Origin of the sequence: Pseudarthrobacter sp. R1, from assembly GCF_024494415.1 — a bacterium.
Classification (GTDB): Bacteria; Actinomycetota; Actinomycetes; order Actinomycetales; family Micrococcaceae; genus Arthrobacter.
In genome coordinates, this window is sequence record NZ_JAMKFI010000008.1 from 19,887 (window position 1) to 38,272 (window position 18,386).

Annotated in this window: 20 protein-coding genes; 5 read left to right on the forward strand and 15 right to left on the reverse strand. The window is 63.8% G+C overall.

What is annotated here, in order from left to right:
• The first annotated feature begins 414 nt into the window (after positions 1–414).
• The gene (locus M8J71_RS10725) at positions 415–645 is read left to right on the forward strand and encodes a hypothetical protein (protein ID WP_066281513.1); all 231 of its coding nucleotides are present in this window, start codon (positions 415–417) and stop codon (positions 643–645) included.
• Positions 646–879: 234 nt separating this feature from the next.
• On the forward strand, positions 880–2,703 hold the full coding sequence (locus M8J71_RS10730) for a MarR family transcriptional regulator (protein ID WP_256247902.1): 1,824 nt from the start codon (positions 880–882) through the stop codon (positions 2,701–2,703).
• 73 nt (positions 2,704–2,776) lie between these two features.
• Here M8J71_RS10730 and M8J71_RS10735 read toward each other — a convergent pair whose 3' ends face one another.
• Positions 2,777–3,313, reverse strand: coding sequence for a hypothetical protein (locus tag M8J71_RS10735; RefSeq protein ID WP_256247903.1), 537 nt, complete (start codon positions 3,311–3,313; stop codon positions 2,777–2,779).
• Positions 3,310–4,080 (reverse strand): ParA family protein, encoded by a 771-nt coding sequence (locus tag M8J71_RS10740; RefSeq protein ID WP_104189715.1) that lies wholly within the window; start codon positions 4,078–4,080, stop codon positions 3,310–3,312. Before M8J71_RS10740 ends, M8J71_RS10735 begins: the two co-directional genes overlap by 4 nt.
• A 1,443-nt stretch (positions 4,081–5,523) precedes the next feature.
• Between M8J71_RS10740 and M8J71_RS10745 the strand changes: the two genes are divergently transcribed.
• Both M8J71_RS10745 and M8J71_RS10750 read left to right on the forward strand, forming a co-directional pair.
• Positions 5,524–6,240 (forward strand): SOS response-associated peptidase, encoded by a 717-nt coding sequence (locus tag M8J71_RS10745; RefSeq protein ID WP_256247904.1) that lies wholly within the window; start codon positions 5,524–5,526, stop codon positions 6,238–6,240.
• A gap of 9 nt (positions 6,241–6,249) precedes the next feature.
• Complete coding sequence (locus M8J71_RS10750; protein ID WP_256247905.1) at positions 6,250–6,393, forward strand: hypothetical protein; 144 nt, start codon at positions 6,250–6,252, stop codon at positions 6,391–6,393.
• Here the strand turns inward: M8J71_RS10750 and M8J71_RS10755 are convergent.
• The 5 genes from M8J71_RS10755 to M8J71_RS10775 form a co-directional block, all read right to left on the reverse strand.
• Positions 6,390–7,424 (reverse strand): ATP-dependent DNA ligase, encoded by a 1,035-nt coding sequence (locus M8J71_RS10755; RefSeq protein WP_256247906.1) that lies wholly within the window; start codon positions 7,422–7,424, stop codon positions 6,390–6,392. The genes M8J71_RS10750 and M8J71_RS10755 overlap by 4 nt on opposite strands.
• Before the next feature lie 191 nt (positions 7,425–7,615).
• Positions 7,616–7,927, reverse strand: a complete 312-nt coding sequence (locus M8J71_RS10760) for a hypothetical protein (RefSeq protein WP_256247907.1) — start codon at positions 7,925–7,927, stop codon at positions 7,616–7,618.
• A 36-nt stretch (positions 7,928–7,963) separates the two neighbouring features.
• On the reverse strand, positions 7,964–9,262 hold the full coding sequence (locus tag M8J71_RS10765) for a Y-family DNA polymerase (RefSeq protein WP_256247908.1): 1,299 nt from the start codon (positions 9,260–9,262) through the stop codon (positions 7,964–7,966).
• On the reverse strand, positions 9,255–9,686 hold the full coding sequence (locus M8J71_RS10770; protein WP_256247909.1) for a LexA family protein: 432 nt from the start codon (positions 9,684–9,686) through the stop codon (positions 9,255–9,257). The genes M8J71_RS10765 and M8J71_RS10770 overlap by 8 nt, the downstream gene beginning before the upstream one ends.
• A 623-nt stretch (positions 9,687–10,309) precedes the next feature.
• Positions 10,310–10,453 carry a hypothetical protein gene (locus M8J71_RS10775; protein WP_256247910.1) on the reverse strand — a complete coding sequence of 48 codons (144 nt, stop codon included), beginning with the start codon at positions 10,451–10,453 and terminating at the stop codon, positions 10,310–10,312.
• Positions 10,454–11,052: 599 nt separating this feature from the next.
• Between M8J71_RS10775 and M8J71_RS10780 the strand changes: the two genes are divergently transcribed.
• On the forward strand, positions 11,053–12,249 hold the full coding sequence (locus M8J71_RS10780; RefSeq protein WP_256247911.1) for an IS110 family transposase: 1,197 nt from the start codon (positions 11,053–11,055) through the stop codon (positions 12,247–12,249).
• Between the two features lie 167 nt (positions 12,250–12,416).
• Here the strand turns inward: M8J71_RS10780 and M8J71_RS10785 are convergent, their stop codons facing one another.
• From M8J71_RS10785 to M8J71_RS10820, 8 genes are all read right to left on the reverse strand, one after another.
• Positions 12,417–13,691, reverse strand: coding sequence for an MFS transporter (locus tag M8J71_RS10785; protein WP_256247912.1), 1,275 nt, complete (start codon positions 13,689–13,691; stop codon positions 12,417–12,419).
• A 111-nt stretch (positions 13,692–13,802) separates the two neighbouring features.
• Positions 13,803–15,215 (reverse strand): MBL fold metallo-hydrolase, encoded by a 1,413-nt coding sequence (locus M8J71_RS10790; RefSeq protein ID WP_256247913.1) that lies wholly within the window; start codon positions 15,213–15,215, stop codon positions 13,803–13,805.
• Positions 15,216–15,306: 91 nt separating this feature from the next.
• On the reverse strand, positions 15,307–15,717 hold the full coding sequence (locus tag M8J71_RS10795) for a rhodanese-like domain-containing protein (RefSeq protein ID WP_256247914.1): 411 nt from the start codon (positions 15,715–15,717) through the stop codon (positions 15,307–15,309).
• A gap of 5 nt (positions 15,718–15,722) precedes the next feature.
• Positions 15,723–16,085: a thioredoxin gene (gene trxA, locus M8J71_RS10800; protein WP_256247915.1), complete on the reverse strand. Its 363-nt coding sequence runs from the start codon at positions 16,083–16,085 to the stop codon at positions 15,723–15,725.
• A gap of 46 nt (positions 16,086–16,131) precedes the next feature.
• Positions 16,132–16,428: a rhodanese-like domain-containing protein gene (locus M8J71_RS10805; RefSeq protein ID WP_256247916.1), complete on the reverse strand. Its 297-nt coding sequence runs from the start codon at positions 16,426–16,428 to the stop codon at positions 16,132–16,134.
• Positions 16,429–16,459: 31 nt separating this feature from the next.
• The gene (locus M8J71_RS10810) at positions 16,460–16,801 is read right to left on the reverse strand and encodes a rhodanese-like domain-containing protein (protein WP_256247918.1); all 342 of its coding nucleotides are present in this window, start codon (positions 16,799–16,801) and stop codon (positions 16,460–16,462) included.
• Between the two features lie 26 nt (positions 16,802–16,827).
• The gene (locus tag M8J71_RS10815; RefSeq protein ID WP_256247920.1) at positions 16,828–17,727 is read right to left on the reverse strand and encodes a sulfite exporter TauE/SafE family protein; all 900 of its coding nucleotides are present in this window, start codon (positions 17,725–17,727) and stop codon (positions 16,828–16,830) included.
• The gene (locus tag M8J71_RS10820; RefSeq protein ID WP_256247921.1) at positions 17,727–18,347 is read right to left on the reverse strand and encodes a rhodanese-like domain-containing protein; all 621 of its coding nucleotides are present in this window, start codon (positions 18,345–18,347) and stop codon (positions 17,727–17,729) included. Before M8J71_RS10820 ends, M8J71_RS10815 begins: the two co-directional genes overlap by 1 nt.
• Positions 18,348–18,386: the final 39 nt, after the last annotated feature.

Below are 18,386 nucleotides of genomic sequence, written 5' to 3' on the forward strand. Positions count from 1 at the left end.
TATCGACTAGGCTAGTCTGAAACATGTTTCAGACATGTTTTGCTGGAATGGCCAAACAAAGACCAAGGCAAATCGGGCCTACCTTACCAAGAGGGCACGACAGTCGCTTGTCACGAACGGAAGGGAACACCAATGCCACGTACGCGCGGCGCACCGGCATCGAGCCTTTGTCGGCCAGCTCATGCCGATGGGCTCGGACCTCATGCAGCAGGCTGAAATATGAGGTTGCTTCCGATTCAACACGCCGAGGCTGTTTCTGTTTCAATGCCGGAGGGCGGAAGTCTTCGGTGGTAGTTTCAGTTTCAGAGGAGCTGGAAGGTCCAGCATTTCACTCCTTTAGGGCCGCTGAGTACTTGGCTCGACCACTCTATTGAAGTAAAGGCAGCCCCGGCTGCCGTAGTTCAAAGGACAGGGATGATGGCTCCAACTACTCGTACGGGCAGGCGCTCCAAAGGCGATCGCAAATTCGTCGGTTTCCGCATCGCTACTCCTAAGGCCGATGCAATGGAGGAAATTGCAAAAGCGGAGGGGTACCAGTACGTCAGCGACTGGCTGTCTGATGTGGTTGAGGAGCGCCTTGCCAACACCAGGCTTCACGCAATTCACCAGCAGGACGAGCTGCCACTCGGCCGCTTAGCCTCTTAAAAGTTGAAGGCCCGCACGAGGCGGGCCTTCGAAGCTTCTGATTCACGAACTGGGATGCTTGCCGGCGAACAGTCCGCGAATCGTTTGGAAGTCCTTTGCAGGGCTTCATTTGTGTAACAAAACCGATCCGCCAAGATCGGCCCTTTTCATTGCCTGTCAGCAACTCTCCCCGAAAGGATTGTTCTCATCGTACATGGACACCCATGTGCGTCGCCAGCCATATCTGAGTCTGGCGTGTCGCGCAACCTCTCGTCGTCATACTCGCCAGCCGAAGCGTGGGCAGCCCTTGCTCCTGTTCTCGCGGGTCAGCCCAGGGTCCGGCTTTCCAAGGACTCCGGAAAAACCTATCCGCAGAGATATGAACGGAACCTCACCGAGGCACTCCCGTCTTTTCCCGCCGCCGTTCGGATCTTCGGCAAAGACGGCACCTGTGCCGCGATCTTCCTCGACTTCGACTCCTCTGTAGCCGGAGAGGACTGGGTCCAGGCCGATGTCCGGGCCGTCCAGACCTGGCTGCACTCGGTCGGGGCGCGATGGATTGAGGACTACTCCCCCAACGGTGGCCGCCATGTCTACATCCCGCTGGCGCAGCGGGTCACCTTCTCCGAAGCGCGTGATCTTGTCGAGGCGCTGGGCACACGGTACCGGACCCTGGACAAGACCCCGCACCAAAACCTGCTCCACGGCTGTATGCGAACCCCCGGCTCACCGCACAAGAGGGGCGGCCACCAACAGCTGGCAATGAGCCTTTCCATGGCCTACGACATAGTACGCCGGCCCAACAGCGCCGCCGTCTGGACCGCCATGACTAAGGACATAGCTGCAGAGATCAAGGCTGTCCGGGCCCTCCGGCAGGAAGAAACCTTCACCCCCGCAGCCGCGAACGCACCGGTCATCGACCAGCCCGTCGGACGCATGTCCCGGGCAATGCAGGTGCTCGCCCAGACCGGACTGTACGACACCAACCAGTACGCCTCGGACTCCGACGCACGCCAGGCCGTCATCGTGTCCGCGGCGGCAGCGGGCCTCAGGCTGGTCGATGTTGAACGCCGTATGCTCCAGGGAACCTGGCCCGGGCTCGCTTCCTTCTACGCCCGGTACGCAGCCCGTCACCGGCTCCCGTCCTTACGCCGTGACTGGATGAGCGCCCTTAGCTACCTCAGCAAAAACAAGGCCAAAAACGTTCCGAATAGCCATGTCCGCAGATCCCCCACAAGCCAGCCAAATACACAGGCGGGAGGGGTAAAGAGTTCATCCTCAAATGTGAAGACCGATGCGGAGCATCGGTTCATCCGGACCTGGCGCAGTGCACTCAGGATCAGGGAGGTGAGGTATCAGGAATCCAGGACGGGTATGGCACGCCGAATGGTGCTACGGGCACTGGGGGAGGCAGCTCACATGACAGCTTCACGGTTCATAGAATTCGGTGTCCGGTCCATCGCCGTGGCTACCGGCCTTGACCACACCACTGTCGGTCTCCACCTGAGGGAGCTGCGTGCTGAGAAGGATCCCCTGGTCGCGCTGGTGGAAGAAGCTCGTGGAACCAAAGGTGATCTGTACATGCTGACCGTGCCTGAAGAGCTGAAGATTGCCGCCGAAGATGCGACGTGGCGGAAGGGAAAGGTCCACGCCCTGCGCCCGGTGTTCCGGGAGCTGGGGCTGCCGGCAGCCTTCGTCTACGAGGCCCTGGAGCACTCTCCCGCCATGCCGACATCGGAAATTGTCTGTGCCACGCGCCTCTCTAGGTCCGCAGTGTACGAAGCCCTCGAAGTTCTTACGGCATGGAACCTGGTCGCCCGCGACGACGGCAGGGCCTGGTCGGTCGTCACCACGACGTCATTAAGTCAGCTCGCTGAACAGTTCGGAGTCCTGGAGGGAGTGGCGGCGCAGGTGCAGAGGTACCGGACAGACCGGATCATTTGGCGCGAGTGGTTGGCCAAGACCGTCACCACCGTCGTCGAGCTCCTCTCCCCCGGTGAAGACTACCCGTGGGAGATGTTCGAGGGACCGCCCGATGAGTGGTCACTGTCCGACATGGCCTTCAGACAATCGGCCTGACCCCTAGGGCAAAGGGAAAGTCATGCTTTCATGCATGAATGAATGCACGAAAGCATGATCGGGGAAATGCGGGTTAGCGGTTTGAGCCCCAGCGCATTCGGACACCCTGCTCGATCGCGTCTCGCAGGGTGACGCCCTCGTTTTCCTGGGCGTCGTAGAGCAGATCCAGGATCTCCTGGGAGACGCGGGTGCTCAGCGGGAAGGTGACCTCGCGGCGCTGGGACTTCTTGTTCGTAGTCGACTTGGCCTTTGACCCTCTAGAGGCCTGGCGGGCAGGAGCTGGTGCCAGCGACTCGAAGGGAACCGCGATCGCTGCAGGGGCAGCCTGGGCAGGTGCTGCCTGGAGCGACGACTCTACTGCAGACTCTGGCGCTGGGACGGGCTCAACCGCTGGAGCAGGAACCGCAGCCGGCGCTGCTTCCTCGGTCGGCTCCTTCTCCCCTCCCCCACTGACGGGGGTGGCCCCAACCTGGACCGGGGCGGCGGACGGAGCTGCCGGGGTATGCGTCGCCGGGTTGTAGTCGACAGGGTCCACCGTCTCATCCGGGGCCGGCCGGGGCCTGCGGCGCAGCTGTGCGGGTCGGTCTTTGATTACGCTTGCCTCGGTCATCGGACGATCTCTTTCATAAGCTCGGTGTAGGCCTCCACTACTGGCAGGCCTTTGCGGTACTCCCCGTACCACTCCTGGGTCATGCGCATCTCTTGGACGATGGTACGGTGCGGGACCAGCGGGGTGAGCAGCATCCCGGTTTCACGCAGTTCCTCGATGCTGGCGACCGCGATTCTGGACATGACGGTGGAGGCAACGGCGCCGACGATGATGCCGGCTTCATGGAGGTTGTCGGGCGCACCGATGCGCTTGCGTGAGGTGCGGAACTGTTCAACGCTGCGGCGGGCACCCGCTACCCCATCGACACCGTCCACCGTGGCGCCGGCGGCGTACACGATGGTGTCCGCTGCGTTGAGCGCGGAGAGAGTGAGCGGCCCACCCTGACGGTTCGGGCAGTCGATGATGACGACGTCAGCGTCGATTCCCACCAGGGATGTTTTCAGGCGGAGTTCTGCGTGATCGGCTCGGTCTGCTTCACGGTTGGAGACGCTGCGTGCAGACGGAACGACGCGGAGGTTGGGGAACCAGCTGGACTCTACGGCTAGGTCTTCAGCCCAACCCTCCGGGTCCGGGTCGCCCAGGATGGCACCGACGTGGAGGCCAGACTCCTTCGGTGCCACCCCGATCCATTTGGTTGCGGCGGCACGCGGGTCCAGATCAACGAGGACAACCTTGCGTCCCGAGGCGGCAGTTACAGCGGCGAGAGAGACAGCTGACGTCGTCTTGGTGGCGCCACCTGACTCGCTGTAAACCATGATTGTTTGCATGGGTTCAAGCTTCCCGGGCGCACATGTGCGTTACAAGGAGCCACGCCGACCGCACCCCCGCTGTGATCAAACTGGCATGACAGATTTCTTTCATTCATGCATGAAAGAAAGGATGCACGCAGGCATTCTGTGTTCTTGTCCTGCCGGTCGTTGTCGGTGCCACGGGCACGCCGACCACGCCCCTCCCCCACCAAGGTCAGGGGCCGATTCCCTTGCTGGCCCGGCGTCCTCCGGCCCTGCCGAGGTCCTTCCTGCATGCATTCATGCTTGAATGGTTGCAAGACCGCCACCTGGCAGGATGATTGGACGGGAGTCTGAGCCGGGTCTGGAGCGGACGGGTTGGATGGGGCTATATTTCTGCCTTCTTTCTGTAGTGCACCTGATGCATTCATGCATTCATGCATGCAAGCTGGAAGGCTGGACTGCCTGCACGCTGGCTTGCTTGCGGTGACGCCGGAAGGCATGCACGCATGCGCCCAAGTGGGCTGGCCACCTTGGGCATGCTTGCGGCAACGCTGTCCGGACTTTGGCTTCATTTCCCACAGGCTCCTTCATGCATGAATGAATGCATTCCTTCCGTAGCCGCTCTGTGATCTTCGAGATCTGGGATTAGTTAACCCAGAAGGTCCACGAACTGCCGCGGCTTCGAATCTTCATGCATGAATGCAGGCAAGCCAGCCTGGTGGACCTTCGGGAACTTCGTCAATCTTTCAGGCATGAATGAATGCCTGTTCGCGGTGCCGGGCTGGCTCCTCCTGTCTTGCTTTCATTCATGCATGAAAGAAGGAATGGCAGCATCGCAAGTTGACATGCCAAGCGGAGCTTACATTCCTGAAAGAAAGCGGGAGCGCATGCATTTACGTATGAAGGAATGCTTGCTGTCTGGCCCGGGAAGCCATCTACCCCTTTGCTGCCGCACCCCCTTCCTCCCGCCCGTGCCCGGTCGGGCTCCGGCCCGGTAACTGGCGGCCTCTCGCGAACCGCGTACCGTGACCTTACGGTGCGTCCATGCTTGTGGGGGAGGAGCGGGGCCGGCGCGCGTGCTAGCATGCGTGCCATCCTGCTTGCTGTCCTGTATGCATGCCAGCTTGCATGCTTGCGGGCGTGCAACCATTCATTCATGCATGAACGCATGGCGGATGGCAGGAAGGCTTGCCGGGTTGGCTTACCACCGCCCTTCGTCGAAGGACTCGCCGATAACGGTGCTGACGTTCGTCTCGTCCTCTATCAGCAGGAGTTGGTGGGCGCAGTCCTCGGCGGCCACAAGGGGAGGGGGCTAATTGATTGCGGGGGTCACATCACCTGCCACCGAATCCTGGTCAGTTCCGTCAGCGCTCGTTCTTGTCGTGCGCAACCTCCACAGCTTCCTCAAGTGGGACACGTCCTTAGAGCGGGGGGTGTGCACGACCGGTTTTTGACTGGTCGCTCAGGCAGAATGGCCTCATGTGCGGAAGATATGTGATGTCCAAAGCCACGGGGGACCTTTTGAGCCACTTTGAGGCCAAGGAGGTCGAGGGGAGCCCGCCGCCGCCGAGCTGGAATGTAGCACCAACTCAGAGTGTGCCGGTCGTTGCTGAGCGTTTGGATGAGGGCACGATTGACCGGCATGTGCTCATTGCCCGTTGGGGTTTGGTTCCGTCCTGGGCGAAGGACGTCAAGATTGGCTCCAAGCTGATCAACGCTCGCAGCGAGTCCATTCTGGAGAAGCCGTCCTTCAGGAAGGCTGCGGTCAAGCGCCGTGCGATTATTCCGGCCGAGGGGTATTACGAGTGGCAGAAGACCGAGGACGGGAAGAAGATCCCCAACTACCTGTACTCGGAAAGGGAGCCGTTGCTGGGCTTCGCCGGCCTGTACGAGTGGTGGGCGGACCCGTCCCTGCCCGAGGATGACCCGGAAAGGTGGCTGCTTAGCTGCACGGTGGTCACAACCACGACGCAGGACGCGTTGGGCCACGTCCATGACCGTTCCCCGGTCATCATCCCGCGGGACCGGTTCGCGGAATGGCTGGACCCGGACCTGACCGACAAGGACGGCATCCAGCACCTGCTGGACTCCCTGCCGGAACCGACCCTGACACCCCGGATAGTCAGCCCCCGGGTCAACAGCGTGCGGAACAACGGGCCCGAGCTCATCGAGCCCGCCGAGCCGGCAGCCACATAGAATCCTGCGGTGATACTCACCGGCACCATCACCAACCCGGACGGCAGCTACAACCACATCGAGGCCGAAGGCGACACTTACGAAGAAGCCCGGGAAAACCTCTACGCGCTTCTGGAAGAGGGCCAAAACCTCATAACCATCCGCAAGGACTAACCCGCATGAAGCCGATCAGGCAGGACAACGTCGCCAGGGGATAGCTCCGGCCGAGCCCGCAAAAGCCGGAGGGGATGCCGGAAGGACTTTCCGGACCAAGCGGTGTCTGCGGAGACCTCGACAACCACGGGTTCTACGAGTGTCAGGGCCACGGGTTCCTTGTCCCTGTTGAACCTGTCCAGGGCCGTACCTTTCACAATGGCCGGCCAAGGATGCTGATCCTTCGGCGGTTGCAGCCATCGTGCCAGTTCCCGGCTTTCCCTCGTCTTCAGTGGTGTGGAGCGTCCGACGATTCGCAGCTCGCCGTCCAGGATGAGGCCGGCGACGACCTCGGAGGGTTGGGTGATTGGCCCGATCACGGCGCCGCAGATGATGTCCAGTGTTTCCCGGTGTTTGAGCTTCAACCAGGAGCGGACGCCGGGCGTGTATGGCTGGTTCATGGCTTTGATGACCAGTCCTTCGATTCCGGTGTGGGGCAGGTCTTCGAGCCACTGTTCTGCAACAGTCCGGTCTGTGGTGGTGGGGGAGAGGGACAACGGTGGTTCCCAGCCGGTGGCGAGTTCTTCGAGGAGCGCACGCCGGCCGCTGAGCGGCAGGTTCCTTGCGTCGTGTCCGGCGACGGCCAGGACGTCGAAGGCAACGTAATTGGCCGGCGACGCCGTGACGAGTCCGGGCAGGGTTTTTGGTCCGGCGCCCAGGCGCTGCTGCAAGGCGTCGAAGTTCAGCCTTCCCTGGCTCCAGATCACGGCTTCGCCGTCGACCACACACCCAGCTGGGATGGCCGCAGCGACCGCTGAACAGAGTTCAGGGAAGTACCCAGTCAGTTCCTTCCCTTGCCGGGACCACAGGGTGGCGCCGCGGTCATCCCTGACTGCAACACATCTGTACCCGTCCCATTTGGGTTCAAACAGGAGGGTTCCGTGGGCTGCGTCACGGTGTGGCATTTTGGTGATGGCCCGTGCGAGTGCGACTTGTACTGGAGGTTCAAGGCCTGCCGGTAGCCCCGCCCCAGGGTGGTTTGTCGGTCCCATAGCCTCAGACTACGCACCGCCAGGCCGACGGGTACCAGTGATTACCAAGGGTGGGGGTCCGCCTGTTGGTAGGATAGTGCCACACCCCCAGTTGGCTTCGGCCGCTGGTTAGAAGGCCCCGAGCAATCGGGGCCTTCGGAATTTAAGGGTCGGCCCCTACACCCCGGCTTCCCTGCTTGGGAGGGTGGGCGTCAGCCTTCGGTGATGGATTCCAGCAGCCACCTCTCGGAGAGGGGATCGCGGCGTAGTTCAAAGGTCCGCAGCGGCGAGTCCGACGTGTGGCGGACCTGTACCCGCCAGTGTTCGATGTCCACGACATTCCCGACTCCTACGGGCACATTCCTTCGGGTTTCCCACCATGAGTCCCTGGTAAACCAGCGGAGAGGTTCTTCGGCAACGACCCAGATGCGCCCGTCGTAGCGGACGGCCAGGGGAGTGCCTGCAGCGGTGAAGCGGACGTCCACCGATGCATTGAGGGCGGGGGATTCTGTCGTGACGGTCATGATAATTCGTTCCTTGGTGGTGCTGAGCGGTGGTGGTCAGGCGGCTTTGACGAGGGGGAGTTCGTCCCAGTGGGTGGTGTATCTGGGGGAGAGCATGTCGCGTTTCATGGTCCAGTCCGGCCCGCCCCTGATCCCGCCGTGACCCAGGCCGATGGACCCGCGCCCGTACCGGCGCGTGACGTCTTCGAGCAGGGTTCCGATGTGGCGTTCCTCGGGCGGGTTCTCAAACAGTGACAGCGGTGCCTGGTTGCCGCTCGGGCGCAGGTCGGTGACCATGATCCCGGCCCGGGCGTACCGGACGCCCTCGACAATCCGGGGCAGGAGCGCGTGGCCGGCCTTGGTCAGGATCACCGGGTCAGCGGTAGGCATCGGCAACGGCACACAGACGGAAGGGTAGGAGGTGTCGTTGGGGTTGAAGTGCGAGGTGCCGGCGAACGCGGTGAGGACCTTGGCCTGCAGCCCATGTTTGGCCAGCCGGGCCGAGGCCTGCTGCCCGTACACACTCATCACCTGCCGGATCCCCGCCGCGGTGGTGATGGGTTTGGCGAACGAGCGGGAGAAGATCAGCTGGTCCCGCCCGATCCGTTCCTCTTCCATGGGGATGCAAGGGGTGCCCTGCAGTTCCAGGACGGTGCGCATCATCACAACCGAGAACTTGTCCCGGATCACTACCGGATCAGCCCGCACCAAATCGGCGATGGTGAAGATGCCCATCACGTTCAGCCGCCTGGTCAGCCGGCCTGCAATGCCCCAGACCTCCTCGACGGACAGCCGGCCCAGCAGGGCCTCCCGCTCCGCGGCGGGGACGGAGTCCCAGTGGCACACCCCGGCGAAGGCCTTGTTGTTCTTCGCCCACTTGTTCGCCAGCTTCGCCAGCGTCTTCGTCGGGGCGATCCCGACACATACCGGCACACCAACATTCCGCCGGACCGCCGCCTTCATGGACCGGCCCATCGCGGCCAGTTCGGCGGGGGTGCCTTTGACGCCGAGGAACGCTTCGTCGATGCTGTAGACCTCCAGCCAGGCCGAGTACCGGCCCAGCAACTCCATCACCCGGGAGCTCATGTCGCCATACAGTTCGTAGTTGCTGGACAGTGCGACCAGGCCCCATTCCTTCGCCCGCGGGGCGAGCTTGAACCACGGATCGCCCATGCCGATGCCCAGGGCCTTGGCCTCCGGGGAGCGGGTAACCGCGCAGCCGTCATTGTTGGACAGCACAATCACGGGTTTGCCCTCCAGAGAAGGGTCGAACGCCCGCTCAGCGGAAGCGTAGAAGCAGTTCACGTCCACGTGCGCGATCTGCGGCATACGCCGCATCAACGCCGGCTTAGACATGATGCAAACACCTGGTCGCTACGCCCCAGATGGTCAGGTCCGACAATGCCGGGACCTCGATGTCCGGGTAACCCGGGTTTTCCGCCTGCAGCACCACCCCTGTGGGGGTGATCCGCAGCCGCTTGATCGTCAGCTCCCCGTCCAAGACAGCGACCACCACACATCCGTCCTGTGGTTCCAGCGCCCGGTTTACGATCAGCTCGTCGCCGTCGCTGATCCCGGCCCCGGTCATCGACTCCCCGGACACCCGCACCACATAGGTGCTGGTGATGTCCTTAATCAGGTGCGCGTTCAGGTCGATCCGGCCATCAAAGTAGTCCTGCGCCGGCGACGGGAACCCCGCCGCCACCGGCACCGGAGAGACCAGCACCGACAACAAGGAAACACCCGTATCTATCACACGGGGACCGACAATAACGCCCACAACACACCTTTATTCGAATATATGTTCGAGTTAATCAGTGTACGCGCGGGGGCTGACAATGGTGGAAGATGCGCAATTGCATCAGATGCAGGATGGTCACGGATGCCGCGGGCGGGGCCCGCTGCCCACAACCGGGGACAATTCTTTTCCGGGTTATCCACCGCTACGGCCGCCGAAAGGGGAGCTTCCCCACTGGCTCCCCAGAATACTCAGCCGTGGATAACCCGAATTGCCCCCAATCATGGACAGCGGCCAGGGCAACTCGTGTGCGGGGCAGCAGGGGAGCCGCCAGCTTAACAACTGGCGGTGCAAACAACCGCAAAAACAGGTGGACCAGCCACGCGCAGGGAGTCTGGGCCCGCGCCGGGCAGGAGTGTGTGGCAGGCACCATCCCGATGCTTCCCTTGTCTGTCGGCGGGCGCCGGTAGCGTGAATCTTCTCCGACGCACGCTTAAGGACCATGAAGATCACCCGCACTGCCGCCAAGACGCTGACTGCCCTTACCGCCCTGCTGCTGGCAGGATCCCTGGTCGGCTGCGACCCTGCAGCCCGGGCACTTGATCCCATCGATCCCGCGCCCGGCACTGCGGCCGGGTTTCCCACCCCGTGGTCTGGCGGCAGAATCAGGACACACGCCGGAACTGGCCCGGCTTCACCTGCACCAGGATCGGCAGCGCCAGCTGGACCGGGACGACGCCGACGGGCTCGTCAAGCAGCTCGTTGATCGACGTCTGCCCTTCCAGCTCCCCTGATCCGTCCCTGTCCATGCCTCGACCCTAGACACCCCGCCCGGTAGACGTTTCTTAGACACGCTGGGGGCCCAGCAGAGGGCCAGCGCTCAATACGCGGACCCTCCGGGTGTAAACATCCTGCTGCTGACGCCGTCGAACACGCCCCATCGACTGGCTTGTGTGGGAGTTTTAGGCCCTACCGCCACCGGCCAACTGGGGGGAACGGCCGGTGACGGAGGACACTCTCAGCTTACGCTCGCTAAGACTGGTTTTCGCTGCGCTTCAACCAGTTGACGGGCGTCCGCTTCGCGGCCGGCTGTTGGGTCCAGGGTGCGCCGTCGCAGAGCTCCGGACCCCCTGGACCTGTCTTGTCTACGACGTTTTTTGGCTGCTGTCCTTATGTTGTTACCGGGCTCAGTTCCACGGCCGTTGTAGGGTCGTGGCTACCCAGAGGAGGTGGGTATGGCTTTGGTTGCTGTGCTGGACGTTTACGTGACGGCTTCGAAGGATTGGCCGCCCGCCACCTCACGATGACCCGACCGCTGATTGAGAGACGCGACATGATCGCCGGATAAGGACACGACGGCGCGGTTATCTGCTGGGCTCTAACCCATCCAACAGACTGGAGGCTGTTCTTGGTGCAACTATGGGCCGGCATCGACGCCGGCAAAGCCCACCACCACTGTGTCGTGATCGACGCCGACGGAAACCGGCTGCTCTCCCAGCGAGTTCCCAACGATGAACCAGCGCTGCTCCAACTCATGGCCGCCGTCCTTGAGATTGCTGGCGGGGACGAGGTCGTATGGGCAACCGACCTGAACCATGGTGGACCGGCGCTGCTGATTGCCCTGCTCGTTGGCCATGGCCAGGACATTTTGTACATTCCTGGCCGGACGGTGCACCACGCCTCCAAGATTTACCGCGGCGAAGGCAAGACAGACGCGAAGGATGCGGCGGTAATCGCCGACCAGGCCCGGATGCGGACTGACCTGCAACCCCTACGTGCGGGGGATGAGATCAGCACGGGGTTGCGGCTCCTGACTGCCCGGCGAGCCGATAAGTCCGCGGACCGGGTAAGAGCGATAAACCGGCTGCAGGCGCAGCTGCTCGAATACTTCCCGGCACTGGAGCGGGCCTTCGATTACAGCCGGTCCAAGGCCGCCCTAACTCTTCTGACCAGGCACCGCACCCCGGACGGAATACGGCGGACCGGGCAGGCGAGGATCCACGCCTGGTTGAAGAGGCAGGGGGCCCGATCTTCGGCAGCTGTTGCCGCCGCAGCAGTCGAGGCTGCAAAATCCCAGCACACGACGGTTCCCGCCCAGCACATGGGGGAGGGGATCGTCGCCTCACTCGCCCGGGAAATCCTCACCCTGAACGAGGAATTGGCCGAACTCGATGCGATGATCAGCGAGAAAGTCACGGAACACCAGCACACTGAGGTGCTGTTGAGCATGCCTGGCTTCGGCCCAGTCCTCGCCGCCGAATTCCTCGGTGCCACCGGTGGCGATCTTTCCGTCTTCCAGTCCGCAGACCGGTTCGCAGGCGTTGTCGGGCTGGCCCCTGCGCCGCGGGACTCGGGGAGGATCAGCGGCAACCACCATAGGCCCAGACGTTACGACCGCCGACTCCTCCGTGTCTTCTACCTCTCGGGGCTCTCGGCACTAAAATCCTGTCCCGCCTCGCGTGGCTATTACGACCGAAAACGCGTGGAAGGGAAATCCCATATTCAGGCAATGCTCTCGCTTGCCCGGCGGCGGCTCAATGTCCTCTGGGCCATGCTCCGCGACGGCACAACTTACACTCCAGCGCCAGTCCGCCCGCAAGGATAGCTATCTGAGTCCTCCCGGGCAGCAGACCAGAGTTAGATCATCGGTTGTGGTTTCGGCGATGCTCGGCGCGTTCTGTTCTCGGTGTGTGTCGTGATTGTGGATGACTTGCGTCTTCCAATGGCTGTACGCGGAATCATGGGCGCTGCCTGTCCGGCGTGGGCCAGCTTTTACTCCAACATGTGGTCGTTGCTGCGCATGCGCACGGCGACCATTAGGCCGGAGGCAGCGGTGAGTGCAGCGACGGCGGCGATGGCGACGGGAATCCCATACAGGTCTGCGAGAAAACCTGACAGGAGGGCCCCTACGGCGAACCCGCCGTCACGCCAGAGGCGGTAGATCCCGACGGAGCGGGCCCGCCAAGTGGGGTGTGCGACGTCCCCGATGGCGGCCAGGAGGGCGGGGTAGACCATGGCCGTTCCGAGCCCGAGGAGGACTGCGGCGATGAGCCAGGGCCTAAAACTGTGGGAGGCGGCGACTATCGCGAGTCCCGCGGCTTGGACGATCATGCCGGTGACAATGAGCCATTTACGGCCCCACCGGTCTGAGACGGCACCTGTGAAAAGCTGCCCGGCGCCCCAGACCGCGGGGTAAACGGCGGCCAGGATCCCTACCTGATTCAGGTTTAGCCCGGAGCTGACGAAGAGGACCGGAAAGAGGCCCCAGGCGAGGCCGTCGTTGAGGTTGTTCACCAGTCCTGCCTGGCTGGCTGCGGAGAGCGAGCGGTCCTTGAAGCTGGTGAGTGTGAAAACCTGTCCCGTGGTGAGGCCGGCGCCGGCACTCCTGTGTGTACTTACGTGCTGGGAGGCTTCCGTCTTGGCATGGTGGTGGGTCTCGCGAATGGTCAGGACAGATAGGCCTAATCCGAGGGCGATGTATGCGGCGCCGAGGAGGAACGGGCCGGGCCGGAGCCCGTAGGTGGAGGCGATGTACCCGGTGGCCAGGGCGGTGACGGCGACGCCGAGGTAGCCTGCTGCTTCGTTCAGGCCCATGGCGAGGCCGCGTTGCTTCGGGCCGGTCAGGTCCATTTTCATGATCACGGCCGTGGACCAGGTCAGGCCTTGGCTGACACCGAGGAACACGTTCGCCGCGACGATCCACCCCCAGGACGGGCCAAAGATGAGCATGAGCGGAACAGGGATCGCTACCAGCCAGCCAGCGACGAGGACGGGTTTGCGGCCGTATCGGTCTGAGAGCGTCCCCGCGAAGTAGTTTGTTGCGGCTTTGGACAGGCCGAAGGCGAGGATGTAGGTCAGGGCGGCGGTGTACTGGTCCAAACCAAAAACATCGTCCGCGAGCAGCGGCAGCACGGTGCGCTCCTGGCCCAGCGTCCCGCCCACCAGGGCGTTGATTGCCACCAGCAGCATGAACTGCGCCAGGTTTTGTCGCAGGCCCAGCACGACACGGGCCGAGTCCAGCGCGCTCCCCGCCTTGGCTCTGGTCATTCCGGAATGCTCGCTTTCGGTCGGGGACATAAAGGTGCCCGGATGCGTTGGGGGAACGCGTCCGGGCGGGCCCGGGCAGGAGGGGGGTCCTGCCCGGGCGGTCTTAGGGGTTTACTTTGCTGAGACGGCGTTCTGTCGGGTCTGCTGGAAGGCGTCCCAGGCGGCGTAGCTGCCGTCGAGTTCGACGACGTCGTACCCGGCCCGGCGCAGGGCGCTGGCTGCCACCGAGTTCCGGACGCCGGACTGGCAGTAGGTCACGATGGTGCCTTCGATGGGGAGCTTGTCCAGGTGCCACATGACACGGCCGCCGCTGAGCTGGTACGAGCCGGGGATGTTCCCTGCGATGTGTTCGCTGCGGTTGCGGACGTCCACGATCATGGCGGCGTCAAGGCCCTGCAGCTCTTCGGGCTGGATCAGCTTCGGCGTAGTCATGGGGAGCCCTTCGATGCTGGTGACGTAGCCGGCGACGTTGTCGATGCCGACCCGTACCAGGTGGTCCCACATGTCCATGGCCTGTTCCTGGTCCTGGGCCAGGAGTACCAGCGGGTTCTTGTCGGTCTCGGGGTTCACTACCCAGGCGCCGTAGCTGGCCACGGACTTGCCTGCCGGAACGTTCAGGGAACGGGCTACGGTGCCTTCGTGGACTTCGCTGTTGGGGCGGGTGTCGATGAAGGTGACTTTGTCCGCCGCCAGGTCTTTTGCGACGTCAGCGGTGTCCAGTTCCTTGAGCGGAGCGCGTTCTCCCATGACGGCGGGGCCTTCACGGTTTTCGCGCTTCATCCGGCCGAAGTAGGCGTGCGCGTCGGGCTGGCCGTCGAGGAGCTCGTCGATGAAGCCCTGCTCGTCGTTGGCGGCGAGGTAGGGGCCCCACCAGGAGTAGAGCCGCTCGTAACCCACGGTGGAGGACGGGATGGCGCCCAGGGCCTTGCCGCAGGCGCTGCCGGCGCCGTGGGCCGGGTGGACCTGCACGTAGTCCGGCAGGGTCAGGAACTTGTCCCGCAGGCTGGCGAAGAGCTGCTTGGCACCTTCGAAGCGGGTGTCGATGCCGCCGGCTGCCTCGTCCAGCAGGTCCGGCCGGCCCAGGTCGCCGGAGAAGACGAAGTCACCCGAGAGCAGGTAACCGGGCTGGTCACTGAACGCGCCGTCGGTGACCAGGAAGGACAGGTGCTCGGGGGTGTGGCCCGGGGTGTGCACTGCCTGGATGCTGATGTTGCCGATGGTGATCTTGTCGCCGTCGTAGAGGCGTTCGCCGTCGAATTCGTACTGCCAGTCCGGCCCGCCCTCACCGGAGACGTAGATCTTCGCGCCGGTGGCGGCGGCGAGTTCGCGCGTGCCGGACAGGTAGTCGGCGTGGATGTGGGTTTCGGTAACGGCGATGATCTTCATGCCGTTCTTTTCAGCGAGTTCCTGGTAGACGGCGAAGTCGCGGCGGCCGTCGACAACAACGGCGGTGCCGTTGGCCTGGCAGCCGATCAGGTAGCTGGCCTGGGCGAGGTCTTCATCGTAAATGCGCTCGATAAGCATCTGGTGCTCTCCTTTGGTTGAAAGGGGTTTGGGGGTTTGTTCTGCATCCAGTATAGATACCCCCGGGGGTATCTAGCAAGTGGGTTGGGGCCTAGGTGTTTTTCCTGCGTAATAGCCTGTGGAGCAGTCTGCACGGGCCGGCCGGGGGGTGCCCCTGCCGTTGCCGGGGCGGGTTTTCGGGGGCTTGCTGGTAAGTGACGGGGTGGCCGTTGCGGTACCACTCGGTGATCCCGCCAGCCACGTTGACGGCCTGGTATCCGCGGTCGGTAAGGATCCGCGCGGCCTGGCTGCTGCGTTTTCCTGACCCGCACATGAGGTAAAGCGTGCCGCCGGGCAGGTCGGCGAGCCGGGAGGGCAATTCGTCCAGGGGAATGTTCAGGCTCCCCGGGACGTGTGCGGTCGCATGTTCTTCACGGCTCCGCACGTCCACCAGTGTGGCCTGGGGCCACACGGTGGCGAGTTCGTCTGCCGTTACCGTGCGGTACGCAAGGTCCCCTGGCATTGCCGTCATAGGCTTTGGGGGCCGGCCTGGGCGCGGAGTTCGTTCATGTCAACGTTTTTGACGGCCTGGATGACTTCTTCGAGGCCGGTGGCGTTGAGGGCGCCGGGCTGTGAGAAGACCAGGGTCTTGTCCTTGAAGGCCATCAGCGTGGGGATGGAGGTGATGTTCGCTGCGGCGGCCAGTGCCTGTTCGGCTTCGGTGTCCACCTTGGCGAAGGTGATGTCCGGGTGGCGTTCTGCGGCCTTCCCGTAGGTGGGGGCGAACATGCGGCAGGGGCCGCACCATGCTGCCCAGAAGTCAACGAAGACGATCTCGTTGCTCTCCAGGGTTTCGGCGAAGCTTTTTTCGGTGAGGTCGATGGTTGCCATCGTCTTTCGTGTCCTTTCGGGAGTTGTGGTGCGTGGCGGGGGAGTGTCAGGTGGTGGGGAGCCCGGCGCGGGTCCAGGCGATCATGCCGCCGGCCATAGTGTCGGCGCTGTAGCCGGCTCCGTTGAGGGCGTCCGCCACGCGGGCTGAGCGGTTGCCGCTGCGGCAGACCGCGATGACGGGCACTGCGGGGTCCAGTTCGGACAGGCGTGCCTGCAGCTGGCCCATGGGGATGTGCAGGGCGCCGGGGATCATGCCTTCCTCGACCTCGAAGTCCTCGCGGACATCGAGGATGCGGGCGGTGGTGCGCCGCTGCTCGGTCTCGGTGATGGTGATTTCAGCCATGGTGTTTCTCCTTCGAAATAGTGGGCAGTTGTTAGCGGACAGGTTCGCCGGCTGCGCGCCAGGCGCCCATTCCGCCGCGCAGGGAGTAGGCCTGGTAGCCCTGCGAGGCCAGAAGCCGTGCCGCCGATGCGGAGCGGACCCCGGAGGCGCAGACGGCGATCACGGGCTTGTTCCTGTTGATTCCTGCAGTGCTGGTCTGCAGCCCGTCCAGCGGGAGGTGCTTTGCCTGGGGAGCCCGTCCGGAGCGCCACTCCTGGGCGGAGCGGACATCGATCAGCGCGGCACCAGAGGCCAGGAGTTCCTTGGCCTCAGCTACTGAAACCGTTGTGTAGGGCTTGCTGAAGGCTTTTTTCAGGGAGCTGATGAAGCCCATGATGTTCTCCTTGGGTGGGGGTTGGTTCAAGCGGGTGAAGGGATGTTGCTGCGCCGGCCGGTGCGGTTTCGCAGGGGGCAGGAGCTGATGAAGAACCAGCAGATGCCTGCGGTGGCTGCGGTGAGGGCCGCAATTCCGGCGGCGATGAACCACCGCAGGTCTGCCGGTGCCTGCTGGATCAGGACGAAGGTTCCCATGGCCAGGACGAACCAGCCGAACGCTTTGCGCAGGGCAGCTTCGGGGATCCGGCCGGCCAGCTTCGAACCAATGAGGCTGCCAACGATGGCGGCAGCGGTCACCCCGAGGGTGATGCCCCAATCGAGCTGGATGGTGGTGAGGTATCCGGCGAGCCCGGCGAAGGACTTCATGGCTATGACCACCAGGGATGTGCCCACGGCCACGGACATGGGCAGTCCGCCGAGCAGTGCAAGGGCCGGGACCACGAGGAATCCGCCGCCGGCACCCACCAGCCCGGTGATGAGCCCGACCACGGCACCGTCCAGCAGCACCCTGCCAAGGGGCAGTTCGTGCTTGACCGGTGCGGCGCCGTCGTCGTTCTTCTTCTTCCGTCCGCGCAGCATGGCCACGGAGGTGGCCACCATCATGATGGCGAAGGCGATCAGCAGGATCTGGCCGGGGATGTGCCCGCCCAACAGCCCGCCGACGAACGCGCCGGCCATGCCGGCCGCGCCGAAGATCAGGCCGGTCCGCCACATCACCCTGCCCCCGCGGGCGTGGCTGATCACGCTGACCGCGGAGGTGATGCCGACGACGAACAGGGACGCAGCGATGGCTTCCTTGGCCTCAAACCCGGCCACATACACCAGGATCGGGACCGTCAGGATCGATCCACCGCCGCCCAGCACGCCGAGCGAGAGTCCGATGACTACCGACAGGGCGAGAACCAGGACGAGGGTGAGGGTCATTAGGCTGCGGCTTCCGTGCTCTTGTTGCTGACGGCGGGCAGGGCAAGGATGGCGCTTTCGCGGGTGGGTTCCTTGGCGGCCGTGGTCCACGGCATGGCCGAGATGGCCTTGCCCATGGCGCAGGTGTTGGTGGCCGCGGAGAAGGTCAGGCCCGTGCCGATGACCCCGGCGAGGGTCCGGATCTTCGGGGAGACGAACTTGCCGCCGGCCAGGCCCAGGACCACGAGGGACCCTGCGGCGAGGCGGACCTGGCGCTCCAGGTCCCAGCGGTCCTTGCCCTTGACGACGTCCCCGCCGGCGGCGGCGAAGCCGGGTGCGCCGCCGGTCAGGACGTAGGCGGTGTCGATTCCGGCTTTGGCAAGGCGCTGGCGGGCCTGCTCGGCGCGCACGCCGGACTGGCAGACCAGGACTACGCGGGAGCCGAGACGGGCGGCGAGTTCGTCGGTGTGCTCGGACAAGAGCGGCAGCGGCACGTTGTAGGAGCCGCGGATGTGCATGGACTCGAACTCTGCGGCGGAGCGGACATCGATCACGACGAGGTCCTGGTGCTCTTTGAACCAGGACTGGAGGGTTTCAGGAGCAAGGGCGGTGACGGTGGTTGCCGTGGAAGGGGAAGTCATGGTTGGCCTCTCGGAAGGGGTCGGGTGGATACCTCACCG